This is a genomic window from Streptomyces sp. NPDC018029, from assembly GCF_044327655.1.
Lineage (GTDB): Bacteria > Actinomycetota > Actinomycetes > Streptomycetales > Streptomycetaceae > Streptomyces.
On the sequence record NZ_JBIRFV010000002.1, the window covers coordinates 494,101 to 510,173 of the forward strand.

Below are 16,073 nucleotides of genomic sequence, written 5' to 3' on the forward strand. Positions count from 1 at the left end.
GGAGAGTGCCGCGCGGGCGGGTGAGGGGCGGCCGCCCGGCGGGAGGAGGGCGGGGGCGGGTGTTGCCTTGAACCGCCCGTCAGGGGGAACCGCCCGTCAGGGGCGGGGGCGCAGGCGGTCGTCCTCGGGCGGACGGCCGCCGAGGCTGGTGATGAGTTCACGGCACAGGTCGCGGAGCTTGACGTTGCGGTTCTGCGACGCACTGCGCAGGATGCCGAACGCTCGTTCGGCGTCACAGCGCTGCTGGCCCATGATGACGCCGATGGCCTGGTCGATGACGCTGCGCGAGCGCATCGCCGTCTCCAGTTCGCTCGCGAACTGCTGCGCGTCCGCGATGCGCTGCGCCAGCGCGATCGCCCCGGTGGCCTGGGCCGCCACCACACGCAGCCCGGTCAGGTCCTCGTCGGTGAAGCCGTCCGGTTTGGGAGCGTAGAGATTGAGGGCCCCCGTGGTGTGGGTGTGCGCGGCGATGGGCAGCGAGAGCGAGGAACGGGTGCCGCACGCCACCGCGTGGGCCGGATAGGCGCCCCACCGCCGCTCGCCCAGCATGTCCGCCACGACGACCTCGTCACCGCTGCGCAGGGCCTGCAGGCACGGCCCGTCGTCCTGGCCGTACTGCTTCTCGTCCAGCTCACTGGCCGCACGGCCCGCGCTGGCCACCGTCAGGTGCCGGCCCGCACGGCTGATGGTGATGCCGCAGCTGTCCGCCGCGACCGTGAGACTCAGCGCGTGGGCGGCCAGCGTCTCCAGGAACTCTTCCAGAGAGTCGGTCTCCAGCAGGAGGTCGGTCACGAGCAGGTCGTCGTCGTACGTCATCGGGGAGCCCCCTCGGGCAGGCGCCGAGCCTGCGTCAGCGGTCGTCTCGGCGCTCCACCGAGCCAGCAGAACGGCTGCACCCCTCACCATCGCACGGACGCGGACGGCAACCGGCCACTTTGCCATAGGGATCTCCTATGGGCCCTGCTGATATTTGGTCTTTGTCGCCCGTTCCACTGCGGCCGTACGGTGAAACAGCTCGACGAGGCGCGCCGCAGTGAATTCCCCGAACTCGCTTACTGCGTACGCTGCGTACGCCTTTCCCTATTCCGTCGGGCGGAAAATCACGTGCTGAGAGGACCGGTGGAATGACCACGATCGAGAGCGGAACGGAAACGCGGGAGTTCGCTGGAAAGCGGGCCCTGGTCACAGGCGGTTCCCGCGGAATCGGAGCGGCCGTCGTACGCCAGCTCCTGGACGCGGGCGCCCAGGTGCTCACGACCGCCAGGTCGGCGGCGAGCACCGTGCCGGAGGGCGCCACCTTCGTGGCGGCCGATGTGCGGACGCGGGCCGGAGCGGAGGCAGTCGCCGCGTCCGTGGAGAAGGAGCTCGGCGGGGTGGACGTCATGGTCCACAACGCGGGCGGTGGGCGACCGTACGAAAGCACCTCCGCCATCCCCGACGAGGAGTGGCAGGACGCGCTGGAGTTGAACTACCTGGCGGCGGTGCGGCTGGACTCGCTGCTGGTACCGGGGATGCGGGACCGGCGCTCGGGGGTGATCGTGCATGTCTCCTCGGCCGCGGTCCCCGCCACGCCGCCGCCGTTCCTGCCCTACACGGCGGCGAAGGCGGCGCTGGAGAACTACAGCCGGGGGCTGGCCTCGGAGCTGGCGCCGTTCGGCATCCGGGTCAACACGGTGTCTCCCGGCAGGGTCGCCACACCGGGCGGCGAAGCGACCCGCGCGGAGTGGGCGCGCCTCGACCCGTCGCAGGAGCGGGGGCAGGGGCAGGCGCAGGAGGAGGGGCAGGCCGACAGCCCTGTGCCGCTGGGGCGTGACGGTCAGCCCGCCGACATCGCCCACGCCCTGCTGTTCCTCATGTCCGACCGGGCGAGCTGGCTCACCGGAAGCAATCTCTTCGTGGACGGAGGTGAATTCCCCAGAGGGTGACGCCGAGGCGATTCCACGCCGCGGTGATTCCACGCCGAGGTGATTCCCGGCCGTCAGGGCACCGGTGAAAAGGCAGCGGAATTCGTCCAGGTTTCCTGGCCCAGGAGTTCGAGCAGGGCCTTTTCCGCCGGGCCCGCGCCCTGCCTGAGCACGGCGATGACGGGCTGGGAGACGCCTGGCGACACCGGGCGGACGAGGGGCTCGTGACCGTGGGGCACCGCGGAGGCCGGCACGAGCGTGACGCCCAGCCCGTGGGCGGCCCACCGCACGGCCGTCGCCGTCTGGGACACGCGGGCGGCCGTGGCCGGAGCCAGGTCGTTGTCCCGCAGCACGCTCAACAGCACGCCGTCGAGCGCGCTGTCACGGTCGAACCTCACCCACGGCTCGCCAGCCAGAGCGCGCAGCTCGACCCGGTCCGCGGCGAGTTGGCGGTGCCCGTCGGCGAGGACCACGACGAACTCCTCGTCGCCGAGGTGGTGGGCGTCGGCGGGGCTTCGCTCGCACGCCGCCATCAGGGCGAGGTCCACCACGCCCCGGCGGCACAGCCGTTCCAGCTCGGCGGAGCTCGGCTCCTCGAAGACGGTGACCTCCAGCCGGGGGAAGCGGCGGCGCAGCGCGCCCAACGCGCCCGGCAACTGCCGTGTGCCGAAGCCCATCTGCGCCGCGACCACCAACTCGCCCACCAGCTCGTCGGCACCGGCCCGCGCCGTCGCCCGCGCCCGCCGCGACGCGCTCACCGCGACCTCCGCCTCCCGCAGGAAGGCGCGGCCGACCACGGTGGGCACCAGTCCGGTCGGTGTGCGGGCGAAGAGCTGCACGCCGAGTTCCCGTTCCAGGCCGCGGATCTGCTGGGACACCGAGGGCTGTGCGACGCGCAGCAGTTCCGCCGCCGCGGTCACCGACCCCTGCTCGGCGACGGCCAGGGCGTACTCGTACTGACGAAGGCTCATTCGGCCGTCGTCCCCCTCCCTGCGGCGGACCGCGACCGCGGTCCGCCCCCGTTTGTCATCCCACAGTCGTACGGGCTCGTCCGCTCAGGAAGCGGCCCCGATCTGCAGCTTGAGGGTGTCGAGGTTGCGGAAGCCCTTCGCCTCCACATGGTCCCCGGAGCTCTCGCCCCGCAGGCGCCGCCCGATCCACGGCACCAGGTACTCGCGCGCCCAGTGGATGTCGTCGCGCCGCACCTCCAGCGTGCCGCGCGGCGGCATCGGAGGCCACGCCTGGTCGGGGTCCGCGGGCACGTCGAGGCCCAGGACCTGACCGGCGCGCAGCGCCACGCGCGTGTGGCCCTCGGCGGAGAGGTGCAGCCGGTCGCCGTCCCAGGCCCGGCGGTCCTGGACGGTCTTGAGGGACCACAGGTCGAGCACGGGGCAGCCGTACCGGTCGGCGATGGCACGGACGTGCATGTTGTACGTGGCGATCTTGCCGCGCAGATGCTTGAGCACCGCGACGCCACGGGTGTCGAAGCCGGTGGTGACCATGACCGTGCCGACCGCCGACGTGAGGTCGGCGACGGCCCGCTCGAACCGCTCGGCGACCTCGTCGGGATCGGTGCCGGGCCGGATGATGTCGTTGCCCCCGGCGCAGAACGTCACCAGGTCGGGGGCGAGCTCCTTGGCCCGCGGCAGCTGGTCCTCCACGATCTGGTCGAGGAGCTTCCCGCGGACGGCGAGGTTGGCATACCGGAAGGTGTGCTCGGGTACCCGGTCGTCCAGCAGGACCGCGAGGCGGTCGGCCCAGCCGACGAAGGTGCCGTCGGGGCCCGGGTCGCCCACGCCTTCGGTGAAGCTGTCGCCGACCGCTGCGTAGGAGTTGAATACGCGGTTGTTGTTGGGGTGGTGGATGAAGGTTGTCGACTCTGCGCTCACGACGTCACATCCTTCACCTCCCTAAGTGACCTACGCCACCGTAGGGAGGGGTTGACGGTGGGTGAGATAAGCCACCGGTCAAGATTCACCCAACTCGGAATAAGTGCACGATCCACCTTTTGCCGCACGTCACGCCCGTTTTCGCGGCGCGTCACGTCCGCAGGCGCCGCCCGGCACCCCCGTTTTCGCCGCACGTCACGCCCGCCGCAGCCGGAACACCGCCGCGTCCAGGTCCCCCTTGAGCCCGGTCCGCAGCCCACGGTGGAGCAGCACCGCACCCCGGTGGGTCTCCCCCGTGTCCGGGCAGAAGTAGGCCGCCGCCGGGTCGAGCCCGCGCAGCCGCACCGGCGCCGGCTCCTCCCCGTACGCCTGCGCCCGCAGCCAGGCCAGGACGACGGACTCGTCGCCCCGCACGTACTGCACGGCACTCAGCCCCTCCCCCGGCGGACGCAGCCGGTAGAGGTCGCCGAGCTGCACCACGGGCCTGATCTCCTTGTAGAGATCCACCCAGTCGCGCGCCTCGGCGAGCTCGCCCTCGGTCCATCGCGTGAGGTCGCCGCCGATGCCGAGCACCCCCGCCATGGCGCTCACGAACCGGAAGCACAGCGAGCTGGTGCGGCCGTTCAGCTGGGTGTTGGGGCTGTCGGTGACCCAGGCGGCCATCACGCGGGCGGGGTGCAGCTGGCTGAAGCCGTGCTGGATGGCCAGCCGGTCCAGCGGGTCGGTGTTGTCGGAGGTCCACACCTGGTCGGTGCGGGAGAGGATGCCGAGGTCGATCCGTCCGCCGCCGCCCGAGCAGGACTCGAAGGCCACGGTGGGATGCGCCGCGCGGAGCCGGTCGAGCAGGTCGTACAGGGCGTGCGTATGACCTGACCAGAGCCGTTGCGGATAGGGCGCGCCGGGTCGGCCGACGTCCGTGAAGGAGCGGTTGAAGTCCCACTTCACGTAGTCGATGGGCGCGCTGGAGAGGAGTTCGTCGAGCCGCCGCCACAGGTGCGCGCGGACGTCCTCCCGCGTGAGGTCGAGGACGAGCTGGTTGCGGTACTCCGTGCGCGTACGGCCGGGTTGGTGCTGCACCCAGTCGGGGTGGGCGCGGTAGAGGTCGCTGTCGGGGTTGACCATCTCCGGTTCCACCCAGATGCCGAACCGCATCCCGAGTTCGTGCACCTCGTGGGCGAGCGGGCCGAGGCCGCCGGGGAAGCGGTCGGGGTTGGGGAACCAGTCGCCGAGGCCCGCCCGGTCACTGACCCGCTCGCCGAACCACGCGTCGTCGACGACGAAGAGTTCCACGCCGAGCGCCGCGGCCCGTCGGGCGAGCCTGCGCTGCTGCCCCTCGGAGATGTCGAAGCCGGTGGCTTCCCAGGAGTTGTAGAGGACGGGGCGGGGCGTGTCGGCGTTTGGGATCACGTGCGCGCGCTGGTAGGCGTGCCAGGCACGGCTGGCGCCGCCGAAGCCGCGGTCGGTCCACAGGCCCGCGAAGACGGGGGTGACGACGGCCGTGCCCGGTGCGAGGAGCTGCTGCCCGGAGTCGTCGTGCCCGCTGCCGCCGGTGATCTGCACGGCGCCGTCCGGCAGTTGGTGCACGGAGATGCGCCACGAACCGGACCAGGCGAGCGCGCAGCTGTAGACCTCGCCGCTCTCCTCGGTGGCGTCACCCTCGTCGAGTGCGACCCAGGGCAGGTGGTGGTGGCCGGTGTGGCCGCGCCGGCTGCCGATGACCTTTTCGCCGTACGTGAGGTCGGCGCGCGTCAGCCGCGACTCGGCCGCCCAGCGGCCGTGCAGCTGCGACAGGCGCCAGCGGTCCCGCCGGGGCAGCGTCCAGGTCGCCGGGTCCTCCCGCAGCAGCTCCAGGTCCGGCGTGCCGAACCGTCCCCGGTGCGTGAGGGCGACCTGTCGCTCGACGACGTCCCCGCGCAGCCGGTAGATGAGCGTGATCTGCAGCTGGTGCACGGAGTCGAGGAAGTGGAGCTGGAGCTCGTCCTCGTCGGCCATGGAGTTCTCGTACCGCCACTCGGTGCCTCGCACGCCGCCGCCGCGTACCGAGAGGGCGGGCGGCACAAAGCGCGGCCCGCCCTCCACCGGATACTCCTCGCGCCCGTCGAGCCATGACTCGAAGGGCCGCTCGGGCGGCAGCGGCTCGGCGGCCAGCGCCTCCGCGTCGGCGAGGGCGATCCGCGGCCCCCAGTGGAGGTGCAGGAGTTCATCGTGTTCCGTCAGCCGCAGGGCGTAGCTGCTCCTGGGTCCGGAGAGCAGCCACGTACGGCCATCGGCACCGGTCTCGATCATCAGGCCCCCGCCCGATCCATGGAGTTCCACTGGGCACGCGCTCGTCCGCCATCGTGCCATCTCTGCTCGTGTCAGCTCTCCGGTTGACATGCAGCCGTCGGGCTGCCAAACATGGAGATGCAGCCGTTCGGCTGCCTGACTGGGGGTGACGGAAGGTGGACGCGGCGTTCAAGGCGCTGGGTGATCCGGTGCGGCGGGAGCTGCTGGACCGGCTGCGGGACCGGAACGGTCAGACCTTGCGGGAGCTGTGCGCGGGTCTGGACATGGCCCGCCAGTCGGTGAGCAAGCACTTGGCCGTGCTGGAGGACGCCCAGCTGGTGACCACGGTGCGGCAGGGGCGGGAAAAGCTGCACTACCTCAACGCCGCACCGATCAACGCCATCGCCGAGCGGTGGATCAGCCAGTTCGACCGCGACCGGGTCAACGCCCTCGCGGACCTGAAGAGAGCATTGGAGCAGACACCCATGCACACCACAGATAACGCAGACAGCACAGACAACACGGGCAGCAAGACCTTCGTGTACACGACGTACATCCGCACCACCCCGGAACGGCTCTGGCAGGCGCTCACCGACCCGGCCTTCACGCACCGTTACTGGGGCGTCAGCTTCGGCACGGACTGGGCGCAGGGCTCCCCGATGACCTGGACCGAGACGGGGGCCACCACCGAGGACCCCGAGCAGATCGTCCTGGTCCACGAACCGCATCACCGCCTTGCGTACACCTGGCACACCTTCAGCCCGCAGTGGGCCGAGGCGAACGGCATCGACGAGGAGCTGCGCGCACGCCTTGCGAGCGAGCGCCGCTCGCGGGTCACCTTCGACCTGGAGCCCCATGGCGACCAGGTCAAGCTCACCGTCACGCACGAGTTCGACCCGTCGGGCACCCTGCACTCCATGTGCAGCCAGGGCTGGCCGGCGATTCTCTCCAGCCTCAAGACGCTCCTGGAGACCGGCGAACCCCTCGCCTGAAGGGGTGATCGTCCCAGGAACGCATGTCGTATCGTCAAAGGCGCACCCACCGGCGAGCCGCGCCGGCCGAAGAGCCTGAGGAGAGCCCGTGACGCAGCAGGTCCCGCCGACAGATCTGTCAGAGGTGTCAGCGCTGTCAGAGCCCGAGCTCTCCGGAGTGCGCAACTTCCGTGACGTGGGCGGGCTCCCGACGGTGGACGGTCGCCGCGTCCGCCAAGGCCGCCTCTTCCGCAGCGGTCACCTCGCGCACGCCACCGCGGCCGACGCCGAGTTCCTCTCCTCGCTGGGCCTGCACACGATCTTCGACTTCCGCAACGCCGCCGACCAGCGCCTCGAAGGCCCGGACATCGCGCTGCCGGGCGTGCGCAACGTGAATCTGCCGCTGACCGACCCGGCCGACGGCGCCGAGTTCTGGAAGATGGTGCGCGACGGCGACCTCGACCAGCTGCGCTCGATCCTCTCGGACGGCCGGGGCGCGGCCCGGATGGAGACGGCGTACCGCACGATCATCAAGGAGCGCACCGCCGAGCACAGCAAGGTCCTGCACGCGCTCGCCGAGGACAGCGTCCCGGCCCTCATGCACTGTGCGGCGGGCAAGGACCGCGCGGGCCTGTCCATAGCCGTCACGCTCCTCGCCGTCGGCGTGGAGCGCGACGCGATCGAGGCGGACTACCTCGAGTCGAACGTGAAGCACCGCCGCTACAAGGTGCACCGCTCGGACAGCTCCGCGAACGCGATGTCGCCCGAGGTCATGGAGCTTCTCGACCCGCTCTTCGACGCCCGCGCCGAGTACCTGGCGGCGGCCTACGAGACGATCGAGCAGACCTGGGGCGACGTCGACACCTATCTCTCGGAGGGTCTCAAGGTGAGCGCCGAGACCCGTGAGCGTCTCCGCGAGCGCCTGCTCGACTGAGCGGACGCCCGCCATCGGCTGTTCCTGCCCCTACTGGTTCTTCGCGCCCAGCTCGAACAGCAGGTAGATGAAGGCCGCGAAGATGTGGCCCACCGCCACATAGATGATCAGGCGGACCCAGAGCGCCCGGGGGAACTTCTCCTCCATGGTGCTGGGCGATGGCCGCTTCGGCTGGGCCGGTCCCTGCTGTTCCGGTTCCGTCATGTCGGGTCTCCCTGAGTGGGGCCACCGAGGCACAGCGCGGTGGCGGGGCTCTGCAGCAGTGTGTGGACGAAGAGGAGATCGACGCCGCCCCGGTCGGCGGCGGCGATCCGGTGCGGGGTCAGCGAGTCGAAGTGCGCGCTGTCCCCCGGGGCGAGGGTGTGCGCGGTGTCGCCGAGGCGCAGCCGCAGCCGTCCCTTCAGGACGTACAGCCACTCCTCGCCGGGGTGCACGCGCACGATGTCCCCCTGCGCGCCGTGCGGCACGTGGACGCGCAGTGCCTGCATGCCCCGGCCCGAGGCGCCCGCCTGCCAGTAGGTCCAGCCGCCGGCGGCGGTCGGTTCCATGTCCGCCGCGCGGACGACCGCGTCCCGGTCGGCGACCGTCTCGCCGAGCAGCTCGGAGACCGTCGTACCGTAGACACGTGCGAGCGCGAGCAGCATCGGCAGCGACGGCTGGCGCTGCCCGGTCTCCAGGCGGGACAGATGGGCGGGCGAGAGCCCGGCGGTGCGGGCGGCGGCCTCCAGGGTGAGGGACGCGCGGCGGCGCAGTTCGCGCAGCTGGGGCGCGACGGCGGGCAGCGATTCGGCCGTCTCGGGCGGATCCGCCGCCCCGGCGGGCTCGGCAGGGCTCATGTTTCGATTGAGCCAGAGCCTTGCCTCTCGGGCAACTTTCTTGCCCGAGAGGCAAAAACGCTCGTCCCGCGGCCGTTCGGCCGGCCGCTCAGCGGTTCGCGACCGCCTGCTTCACCAGTCTCCTGCCGAAGTCCCACATCAGTCCGCCGCCGCTGTGTGCCTCGTCCATCACGGCGGTGAAGGCCGTCACGAACCGGTCGACCTCCCGCTCCCCCACGATCAGCGGCGGGATCAGCTTGATGACCTCCAGGTGGTCCCCGGACACCTGGGTGAGGATGCGGTGTTTCTGCAGCAGCGGTACGACGACCATCTGCGCGAAGAGTCCCTTGCGGGCCGCCTGCAGCATCGTCCAACGCCCGCGCAGCTTCAGCGACTTGGGCCGCCCGAACTCGATGCCGATCATCAGCCCGCGGCCGCGCACCTCGCTCAGCAGCTCATAGCGGTCGACGAGGGCGGCCAGCCGGGACCTGAGCAGCTCCCCCGTGACCCGGGCGTTCTCGACGACCTTCTCGTCCTCCATCACCGACAGGACGGCGAGGCCCGCCGCCATGGCCTGCGCGTTCGAGCCGAAGCTCGCCGAGTGCACGAGCACCCGGTCCATCGACGAGTAGACCTTCTTGAAGATCCAGTCCTTGCCGAGCGTCGCGCCGACCGGCACATAGCCGCCCGACAGCGCCTTGGCCACGCAGACCAGGTCCGGCTCGACGCCCTCCTCGTGCTGGTAGGCGTAGAACTCACCGGTCCTGCCGAGGCCCGTCTGCACCTCGTCGGCGATCAGCAGCGCCTTGTGGCGGTGCAGCAACTCCTGGGCGGCGCGCAGATATCCGGGCGGGCTCTCGTGCACGCCCTTGCCCTGGATGGGCTCGACGATCAGCCCGGCGACATCGCCCTTCCGCAACTCCCGGCGCAGCGCGTCCAGATCGCCGAGCGGCACCGCGGTGTCCGGCAGCAACGGCGCGAAGCCGTCCCGGAACCCGTCCTCGCCGTTGACGGAGAGGGAACCGGTGGTCAGCCCGTGGAAGGCGTGCGTGCAGTAGAGCACCCGCGGTTTCCCGGTCGCGTAACGGGCGAACTTCAGGGCCGTCTCGACGGCCTCCGTGCCGCTGTTGCCGAAGAACACCCGGTCCAGGTGCGGGCTGTGCGTGAGCAGTCGCTCGGCGAGCAGGCCGGGCAGCGGCTGGCAGTCGAACCGGGTGAGGTCGGCGAGGGAGGCGTCGAGGACGTCGTGCAGCGCCTTGCGTACGACGGGGTGGTGCCGGCCGAGGCCCATCACGCCGAAGCCCGCGAGCATGTCGAGGTAGTCGTCGCCCTCCGCGTCCCAGAAGTACACGCCCTCGGCCCGCTCGTAGACCTTGTCGAAGCCGATGGTGTGCAGCATGCGCGGCAGTTGGTGGTTGAGGTGCCGGGCGTGCAGGTCGTACCGCTCGGCGCCCCGCTCGGCGAGGAGCCTGCCGAGGTCGAACTCCTTGGTCATACGCTGTGCTCCTTGCCAGAACCGTACGTGTGCGCGTCCTCCTTGGCCGCCAGCGTGGCGCTGATCCGGCCCGCGATCTCGACCGGGGTGAGGCCGAGGTCGGCGAGGACCTCGCCCCGCTTGGCGTGCGCGAGGAACTGCTCGGGAATGCCGAACCGCCGCACGGGGACGTCCACTTCGGCGTCGCCGAGCGCCAGCGCGACCGCCGCGCCGACCCCGGCGGCTCGGCTGTTGTCCTCGACGACGGCGACGACGCGGTGCCCCGCCGCGAGCCCGGGCAGCTCGGGGTCGACCGGCTTGACCCAGCGCGGGTCGACGACGGTGCAGCGCAGCCCGCGCCCCCTGAGCAGGTCGGCGGCCTGCAGACAGACCGGCGCCATCACCCCGACCGCGACGAACAGCACGTCCGGGTCCGGGTCCCGGGACAGCACGTCCATGCCGCCGATGCGGTCCACGGCGGGGATCTCGGGCCCCACCGACTCCTTGGGGAACCGGACGAGGGTCGGCGCGTCGTCCACGGCGACCGCTTCCCGCAGCTGCGCCCGCAGTTGCTCGGCGTCGCGCGGCGCGGCGATCCGCAGCCCCGGCACGACCTGGAGGACGGACATGTCCCACATGCCGTTGTGGGAGGCGCCGTCGACGCCCGTGACGCCCGCGCGGTCGAGCACGAAGGTGACGCCGCACCGGTGCAGCGCCACGTCCATCAGGAGTTGGTCGAAGGCGCGGTTGAGGAAGGTGGCGTACACCGCGACGACCGGATGCAGGCCACCCGTGGCGAGCCCCGCGGCCGACACCGCGGCGTGCTGCTCGGCGATGCCGACGTCCCACACCCGGTCGGGGTAGGCCGCCGCGAACTTCGTCAGGCCGACCGGGCCCAGCATCGCCGCGGTGATGGCGACGACGTCGTCGCGCTCGGCGCCGATGCGGACGATCTCGTCCCCGAACACCGAGGTCCAGGAAGGGCCGTTGGAGGGGGCGAGCGGCTCGCAGGTGAGCGGGTCCATGACGCCCACGGTGTGGAAGCGGTCCGCCTCGTCGGCGAGCGCGGGCTCGAAACCGCGGCCCTTCTCGGTCAGACAGTGGATGAGCACGGGGCCGTGGAAGCGCTTCGCGCGGCGCAGCGCCGACTCGACGGCACCGATGTCGTGCCCGTCGATCGGCCCGACGTACTTGAGCCCCAGGTCCTCGAACATCCCCTGCGGCGCGAAGGCGTCCTTGAAGCCCTTCTTCGCGCCGTGCAGCGACTCGTACAGCGGCCGGCCGACGACGGGGGTGCGCTGGAGTATGTCCTTCCCCCAGGCGAGGACCCGCTCGTAGCCGTCCGTCGTGCGGAGGGTGGCGAGGTGGTCGGCGAGGCCGCCGATGGTCGGGGCGTACGAGCGTTCGTTGTCGTTGACGACAATGATCAGCGGGCGGTTCTTCGCGGCCGCGATGTTGTTCAGCGCCTCCCAGGCCATGCCCCCGGTGAGCGCCCCGTCCCCGATGACGGCGACGACGTGGCCCCGCTCGCCGAGGACCTGGCGCGCCTTGGCGAGGCCGTCGGCCCAGCCGAGCGCGGTCGAGGCGTGGCTGTTCTCGACGATGTCGTGCTCGGACTCCTCGCGCGAGGGGTAGCCGGACAGGCCGCCCTTGCCGCGCAGCTTGGAGAAGTCCTGCCGCCCGGTGAGGAGCTTGTGCACATAGCTCTGGTGGCCGGTGTCCCACACGAGCCGGTCGACCGGCGACTCGAAGACCCGGTGGAGGGCGATGGACAGTTCCACCACCCCGAGGTTGGGCCCCAGATGACCCCCTGTCCTGGCGACCGCGTGCACCAGGAACTCCCTGATCTCCCCCGCCAGTTCGTCGAGCTCGGCCCCGGAGAGCTTCTTCAGATCCCGTGGCCCCCGAATGGTGTCGAGAATGGTCATGCTCGAGCCCCCTCTCCGAATTGTTCTCAGCTCACGGTGGCAGGGGGCACCCCTGTCGGAGCGCCCCCCGCCGGCCCGTTCATGACGTCACCCGCGGTTCCCCGACACCGTCTCGCGGGCGGCACGGATGGATTCCTTGAGGGAGCCCATGGTGGCGAGGACGGCGGTCGGTTCGTAGCCGCAGTGCGCCATGCAGTTGGCGCAGCGCGGGTCCTTGCCGCGGCCGTACTTGTCCCAGTCGGTCTCCTCGATGAGCTGCCGGTACGTGGGGACGTAACCGTCGCTCATCAGGTAGCAGGGGCGCTGCCAGCCGAAGAGCGAGTAGTTCGGGATCGCCCACGCGGTGCACGGGAAGTCCGCCTTGCCCTCCAGGAAGTCCAGGAAGAGCGGCGAGTGGTTCAATCGCCAGCGCAGCCGGTTGCCGCCCGCGAAGGCCTTCTTGAAGAGCTCGCGGGTCTGCTCGACACCGAGGAAGTGCTCCTGGTCGGGCGCCTTCTCGTAGGCGTAGGCGGGCGACAGCATCATCTCGTCGACCTTCAGGTCGTCGTTGAGGAAGTTCAGGACCTCGATGATGGTCTGCGGGGTGTCCGTGTTGAAGAAGGTGGAATTGGTGGTGACGCGGAAACCGCGCTTCTTGGCCTCCTTGATGGCCGCCACCGCCTCGTCGAACACGCCTTCCTTCGCAACGGACTCGTCGTGCCGCTCCCGCATGCCGTCGATGTGCACGGCGAACGCGAAGTACGGCGACGGCGTGAACTTCTCGATCTTCTTGCGCAACAGCATGGCGTTGGTGCAGAGGAATACGTACTTCTTCCTCGCCACCAACTGCCGTACGATCTCGTCGATCTGAGGGTGCATCAACGGCTCGCCGCCGGCGATGGAGACCATCGGCGCACCCGATTCGAGAACGGCGCCCACGGCCTGGGCCACCGGCATGCGCTGCTTCAGGACCCCGGCCGGGTGCTGGATCTTTCCGCACCCCTCGCACTTCAGGTTGCAGGCGAAGAGCGGTTCCAATTCGACGATCAGCGGAAACTTGTCGCGCTTGCGCAGCTTCTGTTCAAAGAGATACGTAGCTACCTTGATGGACTGACGAAGCGGCATGGCCATCTGGCTCACCTCCGGGGGAGCAGCGAAGAACGGTGCCATTCAAAGAAAGCGGGGAGCACGGCACGAAGAACGCGGAAAGCCGATATTCCACCGCGTACCGTGCCGATGCGGACGAGTTCGTGCTGTGGGGCATCCACGACCACCCGGACGGCGGCAACGGGCCGCTGTCCGGCGCGTACGGCACTGTGCAGCGTGGCGGCGGACTCCATGTCCACGGCGATCGCGCCGGTGGCCAGGAGGGCGCCGCGCTCGGGTCCGCGGACGACGTGGTCGGAACCGGTGAGCGGTCCGGTGTGCACGGCGCGGCCGGGCATGGCCCGCGCCAGCTCCTCGACCAGCAGACCGGTTCCCGTACAAGGCGTGCTGCCGCGCGTGTCCCTGGTCTCCGCGGCGACGACGAGGTCGCCGGGGTGCATGCCGGGGGCGAGTCCGGCACAGAAGCCGGTGGCCAGAACGGCCGCGTCGCGCAGGGTTTCCTCTCCGAGCGCACCGCTGACGGCGCGCTCGGCGTTCTTGGGGCCCATGCCGGTGCGCAGCACGGTCATGGTGTCCGGCGCGCCGCTGCGGTCGCCGGTGCGCAGGGCGAGGCGTTCGATGCCGAGCGCGCAGGCGATCAGCAGCGGCGCGGGGCCCGGCCGCGGAGCCGGGGTCCCGTCCATCAGCTGCCCTTGCCGACGTGGGCGCCGGAGCCGCCGGCGAAGGGCTCTCCGTGGACGTACCTGCCGAGGGCGGTGAGCGGGAACACCTGCCGGTACAGGTGGTAGTTGATGGAGAAGTCCCAGGGGAAGCCGGTGCCGGTGAAGTACGGCTCGTCCCAGGAGCCGTCCTCGCGCTGCGTCGCGGCGAGCCAGGCGACGCCCCGCTCCACGGACTTGGCCTCGCGCTCACCGGCCGAGAGCAGCGCGAGCAGCGCCCAGGCGGTCTGCGACGCGGTCGACGTGCCGCGCCCGACCCAGCCGCGGTCACGGTAGGAGCGCAGGTCCTCGCCCCAGCCGCCGTCGTCGTTCTGCACGGACTCCAGCCACCGCACGGCCCGGCGGATCGCGGGATGCGCGGCGGGCAGGCCCGCCGTGATCAGCGCGGGCACCACCGACCCCGTGCCGTAGAGGTAGTTGACGCCCCAGCGCCCGAACCAGCCGCCGTCGGGCTCCTGTTCGGCGAGGAGCCACTCGATGCCGCGCCGGGTGCGCGGGTCGTGGGCCCTGCCCTCGACGGCGAGCATCTCCACGACGTGTCCGGTGACGTCGGCGGACGGCGGGTCGATGACCTCGCCGAAGTCGCAGAACGGCAGGCGGTTGGGGAAGGGGCTGGTGTTGTCGACGTCGAAGGCGCCCCAGGCGCCGTTCTTCGACTGCATGCCGAGGTTCCAGCGCACTCCGCGCTCGATGGCGTTCTCCACGCGCGCCCGGTCCGGGTGCGCGACCCGGCGCAGCGCGAGGGCGACCTCGGCGGTGTCGTCGATGTCGGGGTAGTTGTCGTTGTGGAACTCGAACGCCCAGCCGCCCGGGGCCAGTTCGGGCCTGCGCACCGACCAGTCCCCCGGCCGTACGATCTGCTCGCTGAGCATCCAGTCGGCGGCCTTGACCAACTGCGGGTGGTCCGCGGGCAGTCCGGCGTCCGCGAGCGCGATGGTCGCCAGGCAGGTGTCCCACACGGGCGACTGGCAGGCCTCGATCATGCGCGCGCCGTCCTCGCGCCACACGGCGAACCGGTCGAGCGAGGCGAGCCCGGCCTTCAGGACGGGGTGCTCCAGGTCGTAGCCGAGCAGGTGCAGCGCGATGACGGAGTAGACGGCGGGCGGCTGGATCCCGCCCCAGCAGCCGTCGTTCTCCTGGCGTTCGATGATCCAGCGGGCGGCGCTGTTCATCGCGGCCTTGCGCAGCCGGCGCGGCGCGACCTTGTGGTAGACGTGCAGCGCCTTGTCGAGCCGCTGGAAGACGCCGTCCCAACTCGCCACAGGTGCGAGGGGTTTGGCGGGGCTCGGGTCGCGCGGGTCGGCGTGCAGCTCGTCCAGGGCGAAGGGCGCGGGCCGCACGGGCCGCTTGGCGGACACGATGGTGAGCGGCACTATGGTCTGCCGCGCCCAGCAGCCGAAGTCGTAGATGTTGAGCGGGACCCACTTGGGGAAGTAGATGAGCTCCGGCGGGAGTTCGGGCAGGTCGTCCCACTTCCACCAGCCGAACAGGGCGAGCCAGATCCGGGTGAAGACCCGGGCCCGGGCGATGCCGCCCTGCTCGCGGATCCACCCGGCGGCCTTCGCCATGTGCGGGTCGTCGGGCCGGTCGCCGGCCAGGCGCAGCGCGACGTACGCCTCGATGGTGGTGGAGAGTTCGCCGGGCCCGCCGAAGAAGGTGGCCCAGGTGCCGTCGTCGCGCTGCTCGCCGCGGATGAAGAGCGCGGCGGCGTGCGTGGTGTGCTCGTCCCGGATGCCCAGGAACTGCCGCAGGAGGAGGTCCTCGGCGTCCATGGTCACATTGGTCTCGAGGTCGCCCTTCCACCAGCCTTCGGCGTCCTGGCGGGAGAGCAGGAAGTCTGTGGAGCGCCGCATGGCGCGCTCGGCGGCCTCGCGGGTACTTGCCGGCGCGGCGATCGTCTCGACGGGGCCGGCTGTGTCGACGCGGTCGATGCCGTCGACCTGCTCAAGGGCTTCGATGGGTTCGGTGGGCTGGCTGGCCGAGGCTGCGCGGGGCGTGGCCGCTCCGGTGCTTCCGTCGGTCGTCGCTGTCATGGCTTCCCCTTCGTGCAGTGCGGTGGCTACGTCTGCTGTGGGTCCGCCGTCGGCC

Annotated in this window: 14 protein-coding genes; 3 read left to right on the top strand and 11 right to left on the bottom strand. The window is 71.0% G+C overall.

All coding sequences use genetic code 11. The features are described from left to right. Positions 1–96: 96 nt before the first annotated feature. Positions 97–816 carry a GAF and ANTAR domain-containing protein gene (locus ACH4D5_RS06370; protein WP_398299185.1) on the bottom strand — a complete coding sequence of 240 codons (720 nt, stop codon included), beginning with the start codon at positions 814–816 and terminating at the stop codon, positions 97–99. A gap of 308 nt (positions 817–1,124) precedes the next feature. On the opposite strand from ACH4D5_RS06370, the gene ACH4D5_RS06375 reads away from it, so the two are divergent. Next, the gene (locus ACH4D5_RS06375; protein WP_398299187.1) at positions 1,125–1,925 is read left to right on the top strand and encodes an SDR family oxidoreductase; all 801 of its coding nucleotides are present in this window, start codon (positions 1,125–1,127) and stop codon (positions 1,923–1,925) included. Positions 1,926–1,978: 53 nt separating this feature from the next. On the opposite strand, the gene ACH4D5_RS06380 is transcribed toward ACH4D5_RS06375, so the two are convergent. The 3 genes from ACH4D5_RS06380 to ACH4D5_RS06390 all read right to left on the bottom strand — a co-directional run bounded on the left by ACH4D5_RS06380 (position 1,979) and on the right by ACH4D5_RS06390 (position 6,079). Beyond that, entirely contained in the window at positions 1,979–2,875 is an 897-nt protein-coding gene (locus ACH4D5_RS06380; RefSeq protein WP_398299189.1) for a LysR family transcriptional regulator, read from the bottom strand. Positions 2,876–2,959: 84 nt separating this feature from the next. Further along, positions 2,960–3,793: an SGNH/GDSL hydrolase family protein gene (locus ACH4D5_RS06385; protein ID WP_398299191.1), complete on the bottom strand. Its 834-nt coding sequence runs from the start codon at positions 3,791–3,793 to the stop codon at positions 2,960–2,962. A gap of 195 nt (positions 3,794–3,988) precedes the next feature. Further along, positions 3,989–6,079 carry an alpha-galactosidase gene (locus tag ACH4D5_RS06390; RefSeq protein ID WP_398299193.1) on the bottom strand — a complete coding sequence of 697 codons (2,091 nt, stop codon included), beginning with the start codon at positions 6,077–6,079 and terminating at the stop codon, positions 3,989–3,991. Positions 6,080–6,234: 155 nt separating this feature from the next. On the opposite strand from ACH4D5_RS06390, the gene ACH4D5_RS06395 reads away from it, so the two are divergent. Both ACH4D5_RS06395 and ACH4D5_RS06400 read left to right on the top strand, forming a co-directional pair. Further along, a complete protein-coding gene (locus ACH4D5_RS06395; RefSeq protein ID WP_398299195.1) occupies positions 6,235–7,050 on the top strand; it encodes an ArsR/SmtB family transcription factor in 816 nt (271 codons plus the stop codon). Between the two features lie 88 nt (positions 7,051–7,138). Further along, positions 7,139–7,963: a tyrosine-protein phosphatase gene (locus ACH4D5_RS06400; protein WP_398299197.1), complete on the top strand. Its 825-nt coding sequence runs from the start codon at positions 7,139–7,141 to the stop codon at positions 7,961–7,963. Positions 7,964–7,993: 30 nt separating this feature from the next. Here the strand turns inward: ACH4D5_RS06400 and ACH4D5_RS06405 are convergent, their stop codons facing one another. The 7 genes from ACH4D5_RS06405 to shc all read right to left on the bottom strand — a co-directional run bounded on the left by ACH4D5_RS06405 (position 7,994) and on the right by shc (position 16,018). Then, positions 7,994–8,110: a DUF6126 family protein gene (locus ACH4D5_RS06405; RefSeq protein WP_361169991.1), complete on the bottom strand. Its 117-nt coding sequence runs from the start codon at positions 8,108–8,110 to the stop codon at positions 7,994–7,996. Between the two features lie 53 nt (positions 8,111–8,163). Further along, entirely contained in the window at positions 8,164–8,799 is a 636-nt protein-coding gene (locus ACH4D5_RS06410; protein ID WP_398299199.1) for a helix-turn-helix domain-containing protein, read from the bottom strand. Between the two features lie 88 nt (positions 8,800–8,887). Then, a complete protein-coding gene (locus tag ACH4D5_RS06415; RefSeq protein WP_398299201.1) occupies positions 8,888–10,273 on the bottom strand; it encodes an aspartate aminotransferase family protein in 1,386 nt (461 codons plus the stop codon). Beyond that, positions 10,270–12,180 carry a 1-deoxy-D-xylulose-5-phosphate synthase gene (dxs, locus tag ACH4D5_RS06420; RefSeq protein ID WP_398299203.1) on the bottom strand — a complete coding sequence of 637 codons (1,911 nt, stop codon included), beginning with the start codon at positions 12,178–12,180 and terminating at the stop codon, positions 10,270–10,272. Before dxs ends, ACH4D5_RS06415 begins: the two co-directional genes overlap by 4 nt. 87 nt (positions 12,181–12,267) lie before the next feature. After that, on the bottom strand, positions 12,268–13,290 hold the full coding sequence (gene hpnH, locus ACH4D5_RS06425) for an adenosyl-hopene transferase HpnH (RefSeq protein WP_398299205.1): 1,023 nt from the start codon (positions 13,288–13,290) through the stop codon (positions 12,268–12,270). 5 nt (positions 13,291–13,295) lie between these two features. After that, entirely contained in the window at positions 13,296–13,949 is a 654-nt protein-coding gene (locus tag ACH4D5_RS06430; protein ID WP_398299207.1) for a 1-hydroxy-2-methyl-2-butenyl 4-diphosphate reductase, read from the bottom strand. After that, a complete protein-coding gene (shc, locus tag ACH4D5_RS06435; protein ID WP_398299209.1) occupies positions 13,949–16,018 on the bottom strand; it encodes a squalene--hopene cyclase in 2,070 nt (689 codons plus the stop codon). The genes ACH4D5_RS06430 and shc overlap by 1 nt, the downstream gene beginning before the upstream one ends. Between the last annotated feature and the right edge of the window lie 55 nt (positions 16,019–16,073).